This is a genomic window from Synechococcus sp. H55.8 (assembly GCF_047462375.1).
GTDB lineage: Bacteria > Cyanobacteriota > Cyanobacteriia > Thermostichales > Thermostichaceae > Thermostichus.
Map to the genome: position 1 here is coordinate 178,654 of NZ_JANSJC010000003.1, position 6,013 is coordinate 184,666.

The 6,013-nt window shown below is 62.5% G+C and carries 4 protein-coding genes; 3 read left to right on the plus strand and 1 reads right to left on the minus strand.

The window, feature by feature from the left end; translation table 11 throughout:
- Nucleotides 1-43: 43 nt before the first annotated feature.
- Nucleotides 44-1,594 carry a glucose-6-phosphate dehydrogenase gene (gene zwf / locus NW862_RS02705; RefSeq protein WP_414335555.1) on the plus strand — a complete coding sequence of 517 codons (1,551 nt, stop codon included), beginning with the start codon at nucleotides 44-46 and terminating at the stop codon, nucleotides 1,592-1,594.
- A gap of 206 nt (nucleotides 1,595-1,800) precedes the next feature.
- Nucleotides 1,801-2,715, plus strand: coding sequence for a tetratricopeptide repeat protein (locus tag NW862_RS02710; RefSeq protein ID WP_414335554.1), 915 nt, complete (start codon nucleotides 1,801-1,803; stop codon nucleotides 2,713-2,715).
- Nucleotides 2,716-2,717: 2 nt separating this feature from the next.
- Here NW862_RS02710 and dxs read toward each other — a convergent pair whose 3' ends face one another.
- A complete protein-coding gene (gene dxs / locus NW862_RS02715; protein WP_414426887.1) occupies nucleotides 2,718-4,673 on the minus strand; it encodes a 1-deoxy-D-xylulose-5-phosphate synthase in 1,956 nt (651 codons plus the stop codon).
- Nucleotides 4,674-4,893: 220 nt separating this feature from the next.
- On the opposite strand from dxs, the gene cysK reads away from it, so the two are divergent.
- Nucleotides 4,894-5,910 carry a cysteine synthase A gene (gene cysK / locus NW862_RS02720; protein WP_414335559.1) on the plus strand — a complete coding sequence of 339 codons (1,017 nt, stop codon included), beginning with the start codon at nucleotides 4,894-4,896 and terminating at the stop codon, nucleotides 5,908-5,910.
- The last annotated feature ends 103 nt before the right edge of the window (nucleotides 5,911-6,013 follow it).

A 6,013-nucleotide genomic window follows, 5' to 3' on the forward strand; every position in this document is an offset into this window, starting at 1 on the left:
GCCCCTCTTCCCTGACCCCGCCCACGCAAGCCGAGCCGACTCTATGGTGACCCTGGCTGAAAACCCCCTGCGCGTTGGCCTCAACCAAGAGCGCGTTCCGGATCCCTGTATCCTGGTACAGTTTGGCGCTTCCGGGGATCTGGCGGCCCGCAAGCTGATCCCGGCCTACTACCGGCTATTCGTGCAGCGACGGCTGCCGCCGGAGTTTACCTTGGTGGGAGTGGCCCGGCGCGACTGGAGCCACGAGATCTATCGGGACAAGATGCGGGCGGCCCTGGAAGAATTTGCCCCCCAAGATCTGGGGCCAGAAGCCCTCTGGCAAGACTTTGCCCGCCGCCTGTTCTACTGTCGCCTTGATCTTGGCGATGCCGAGGGCTACCTGCGTCTCAAGCAATTCCTCGGCCAACTGGATGAGGAGCGGGGCACCCGCGGCAACCGGGTGTTTTATCTGGCGGTGGCGCCGGACTTCTACGCCCAGGCCATCCAACAGTTGGGGGCAGCCGGGATGTTGGCCGACCCGGCCAAAACGCGGGTGGTGATTGAAAAGCCCTTTGGCCACGACCTCACCTCGGCCCAGGAGCTGAACCGCATCGTGCAGCGGATTTGCCAGGAAGAGCAGGTCTACCGCATCGACCACTACCTGGGCAAGGAGACGGTGCAAAACCTGCTGGTCTTCCGCTTTGCCAACACCATCTTTGAGCCCCTCTGGAACCGCAACTACATCGACCATGTGCAGATTACTGTGGCGGAAACGGTGGGGGTGGAGGATCGGGCTGGCTACTACGATGCTGCCGGCGCTCTGCGGGACATGGTGCAAAACCACCTGATGCAGATCTATTGCCTCACCGCTATGGAGCCGCCCGTCTCCTTGCGCAGCGACGGGGTACGCAACGAAAAGACCAAGGTGTTGCAGGCTACCCGCCTGGCGGATCTGCGCAATGTAGCCGCGGCAGCGGTGCGAGCCCAGTACGGCCCTGGCTGGATCGCCGGCAAGCCGGTGCCAGGCTATCGCCAAGAGCCCAATGTCAACCCCAACTCGCAAACCCCCACTTACGTGGCCCTGAAATTGGAATGCGACACTTGGCGGTGGCAGGGAGTGCCCTTTTACCTGCGCACCGGCAAACGCTTGGCCAAGAAGGTCTCCGAGGTAGCCATTTACTTTAAGCAGGTGCCGCTCTCTCTTTTTCCTTCGGCAGCCCGGGAGGTGAGCCCCAACATCCTGGTGCTGCGCATCCAGCCCAACGAGGGCATCTCCCTGCGCTTTGAGGCCAAGATGCCGGGGCCGGAGATCCGCACCCGCTCGGTGGAAATGGATTTTCGCTATGGAACTGCCTTTGGGTCGAGCACCCCGGATGCCTACGAGCGCCTGCTGTTGGACTGCCTGCTGGGGGATCCCACCCTATTTACCCGCGCCGACGAGGTGGAAGCCGCCTGGCGGGTGGTGACGCCGGTGTTGTCGGCCTGGGAAGCCCAGCCCGAAGGCAATGGCGGCAGTGCCGCGCCGCCCCTGCTCACCTACGAGGCCGGCACCTGGGGGCCCAAGGCCGCTGAAGACTTGCTGGCCCAGTCGGGGCGGCGGTGGCGACGTCTCTAGTTTGTTTGAATCGCTGCCCTCACCCCCGGCCCCTCTCCCAAAGGGACGGCCCTCACCCCCGGCCCCTCTCCCAAAGGGAGAGGGGAGTTAGAGATGGTGCTCCGCGCCGCCGGCGCAAACATGCATCTGGTTGGAACCAGCCCTGGCAGGAAGGATCCCCGGTTGCTGCAGCTAACATGGGCATGACCTGTTTTTGCGTGGGTGTCATGCCGCCACTGGTATTCCGGCTACCTGTCCGGTTTTTGCTAACCTTGCCGCTGGGCCTTGCCATGGTGTTGGGGGTAGGGAGAGGGGATCCCGCTCGAGCCCAGGTATTGCTGCACCTTCCCCTGCCCAATGGGGAGTTGATGCGGGCCCAGGCCCTGCAACTGGCCACTGACTCGCTGCGGCTGGCCCAGTTTGGCCAGACAGAAGAGGCGCTGCGCCGCCTGCAACTGGCGGTGGCCATGGTGCCCAACTCCTCCGAGCTGCTCTATGTTTTGGGCAACGTCCACCTGGAGCGGGGAGACTACGCCCAGGCGGTGCAAGCGCTGCAGAAGGCCCGCGCCCTGGCTACCGACGACGCCGATATTCTCTACTCGCTGGGAGCGGCTTACTTGCGGCAGGGCAGCTACTTTGCCGCCGCCGAGGCTTTGGAACGGGCTGTGGCCCTGCAACCGGATAACCCCAACGCCCGCTTCCAACTGGGCAATGCTTATCTAATGCTGGATCAGTGGGATCCCGCCCGGCGGGAATATGAGAAGACCCTGGAGTTGGATCCCGCCTATTGGCCGGCCATGAACAACATCGGCTTGGTGGACTACGAGCAGGGAGATCTCGACGCTGCTATCGAGCGCTGGGAACGCACGATAGAGATGAACGACTCTGTGGCAGAGCCCTACTTGGCCTTGGCGACCGCTCTCTACATTCGGGGAGAAACCGGACGAGCCGAGGAGCTGGGGGCAAAGGCCATGCGCCTGGATCCCAGCTATGCCCGGCTAGAAGTGCTGCGGGAGAACCTGTGGCGGGAGAAGCTGCTGCGGGATGTGCAAGTTCTCCTGCGCAGCCGCCCCGTTGCCGAGGCTCTGCAGCAAGCTGCCGTCGAGCAGTTCAACCGGCAGATGGGGCTCTCAGAAGAGTAGGCTCAGGGGCCGCCCAAGGCAGCTTGGGCCGGGGATCCCGCGCCCATCCGTTCCTGCAGCCTCTCAACCTTGGCCCGGATCCGCTCGGCAATCCCAGCGCTGTTCAAGCCCAGATCCGCCAAGGACTCCTCAGGAGTGGCATGTTCCACCCACACATCCGGCACCCCCAGGCGCAACAAAGGCACCCGGATATCGGCATCCAGAAGGGCTTCCCCCACTGCCGAGCCAAACCCGCCCATGAGGCAGCCCTCTTCTACTGTCACCACCAGGCGGCTCTGTTGGGCCAGGGGCAGGATCAGCTCGGTATCCAGAGGCTTGGCGAAGCGGGCGTTGACCACAGTGGTGGCAATGCCGTGTTCCTTCAAAATCTCCGCCGCCTGCAAACTGGGATGCACCATCGATCCATAGGCCAGGATCAGCACCTCGCCGCCGCTGCGCAGCACCTCTGCTTTGCCGATGGGAATGGGCTCCCACCCTTCCTCTGCCAGGGGCACCCCCACGCCGGAGCCACGCGGGTAGCGCATGGCAATGGGGCCTTGGGTGTACTGGATCCCGGTCACCACCATGCGCTGCAGCTCCGCCTCGTCTTTGGGGGCCATCAGCACCATCTCGGGAATGCAGCGCAGATAGGCAATGTCGTACATGCCCTGGTGGGTTGGGCCATCGGCTCCCACCACCCCTGCCCGATCCAAACAGAAGAAGACCGGCAACTTTTGGATGCAGACATCGTGGATGATCTGGTCGTAGGCCCGCTGCAGGAAGGTGGAGTAAATGGCCACCACCGGGCGCATCCCCTCGCAGGCCATGCCGGCAGCCAACGTGACGGCGTGCTGCTCGGCGATCCCCACATCTATAAACTGATCCGGCAGCTTTTCCTTGAGTTTGTCTAGGCCGGTGCCAGTGTCCATGGCCGCCGTAATGCCGATAATGCGAGGATCCCGCTCCGCCAGCTTGCAAAGGGCGTGGCCAAAGACCTTGCTGTAGCTGGGGGGCTTGGGCTTGCTGGGTGGGTAGGGCTTGCCGGTGGCCAGGTCAAAGCGGGATTGGGCGTGATACCCCACCTGCTCCGCTTCCGCTGGCGGGTAGCCCTTGCCCTTGACTGTGGCCACATGCACCAGCACCGGCCCAGAGATGCCGTGGGCCAACTCAAAGGCATCCAACAATTCTGCCAAGTTGTGCCCGTCCACCGGCCCCACGTAGGTAAAGCCCAGCTCCTCAAAGATGATGCCCGCCTTGTTGTTTTGCACGGCAGTAACCAGCTTCACCGTCTCCTTGAGGCGGTCGATTTCCGGGCTGAGGCTGGATCCCAGCAGGGGCAGATTTTTCAGTTGCTCCTCTAGGCTGTCGGCCAAAAACTGCACCGGTGGGCTGAGGCGCAGGCGGTTTAAATAGCGAGGGATCGCCCCCACGTTGGGAGAAATCGACATGCCGTTGTCGTTGAGGATCACCATCAGGTTGGTCTTGGGCAGGTGCCCGGCGTGGTTGATCGCCTCATAGGCCATGCCCCCAGTCAGAGCACCATCCCCAATGATGGCCACCACCTTGAAGTTGTCCCCCCGCCGATCCCGAGCGATGGCCATGCCCAAGGCCGCCGAGATGCTGGTGGAGGCGTGGCCGGCCCCGAAGTGGTCGAAGCGGCTCTCGCTGCGCTTCAGGTAGCCGGAAATCCCCCCTTTCTGGCGCAGCGTGTGAAAGTTGTGATACCTGCCGGTGAGCATTTTGTGGGCATAGGCTTGGTGGCCCACATCCCAAATCACCTTGTCGCGATCCAGGTCAAGGGTCTTGTAGAGGGCCAGGGTCAGCTCCACCACGCCCAACCCTGGTCCCAGATGGCAGCCGACTGGGGAGTTGGCAGCCGTTTGCAAGTGCTTTTCGCGAATCTGGCGGGCTAGGCTGCGCAACTGGCTGAGGTTCAGGGCTCGAAGCTGGTTGGGATGAGTGATGTCACTCAGGTGCATAGGGGACTCGTCCTTCCGGTGTGATCTCACTCTAGATCATTTTCTGGGCGGGTTTTGTTGCCATCCCACTTTGGAAAACGCCGGGATCCCCTGGGCCAAGGGCAGTGAGATCCTGAGAGGGAGCACCAAGGAGCTCATGCAAGGGTTAGCATCGCACAAGGCCCTCGGCTGCTTTGGACTGAAGGCCTATTCGCAATTGGTTTCTCTCTTTTTGTTAGCCATGAAAATCGCCGCCAACATCACCCAGCTCATCGGTCGTACCCCCCTGGTGCGGCTTAATCGGATCCCTCAATCCGAAGGGTGTCTGGCTGAGATTGTAGTGAAATTGGAGAGTTTTAACCCTGCCGCCTCGGTGAAAGATCGCATCGCCGTGAGCATGATCGAGGCTGCCGAACGAGCTGGCTTGATCACCCCCGGCAAGACCATCTTGGTGGAGCCCACCTCTGGCAATACCGGCATTGGCCTGGCCATGGCTGCTGCTGCCAAGGGTTACCGGCTGATCATCGTTATGCCTGAGAGCATGAGCCTGGAGCGGCGACTGCTGTTGAAAGCCTACGGGGCAGAGGTGCATTTGGCCAGCAGCGCCGGCGGCATGGGGGAGGCCATCTGGAAGGCCGAAGAGATCGTGCGCCGCACCCCCAACGCTTACATGCTGGGCCAATTCGCCAATCCCGCCAACCCCCAGATTCATAACCAAACCACCGGCCCGGAAATTTGGGAGGATACCGATGGCCAGGTGGATATCCTGGTGGCAGGGGTAGGCACCGGCGGCACCATCACGGGGGCGGGCGAGTTTCTGAAGGGGAAAAAACCGGCCATTCGACTGGTGGCCGTTGAGCCCAAGGCCAGTGCTGTCCTCAGCGGCGGGCGGCCTGGCTTTCACCGCATTGAAGGGATCGGAGCAGGATTTGTGCCCGATGTGCTGCGGCGCGACCTGCTGGATGAGGTAATTGCAGTGGAAGATGAGGAAAGCATGATCTACAGCCGCCGCCTGGCCAGGGAAGAGGGGATCCTCTCCGGCATTTCCACCGGAGCTGCCTTGGCGGGAGCCATCCAGGTGGGGCGGCGACCGGAAAACGCCGGCAAGCTAATTGTGATGATCCAGCCCAGTTTTGGCGAGCGCTACTTGAGCACGCCCCTCTTCCGCGACCTAGAGCGGGATTCTGACCGCGCGGGCGGGCCGGTCGGGGATCCCAGCAGTCTTGGACCATCCAACCCAGGCCAAAAGCTCCAGTAATCGGCTACGTGGGGGCGACGGGGCCGCACTTGCACTTTGAGTTGTGGAAACGGACGGTGGGGCAAGGCTGGGTGGTTTTGGACGCTACCGATGACCTGCAGGT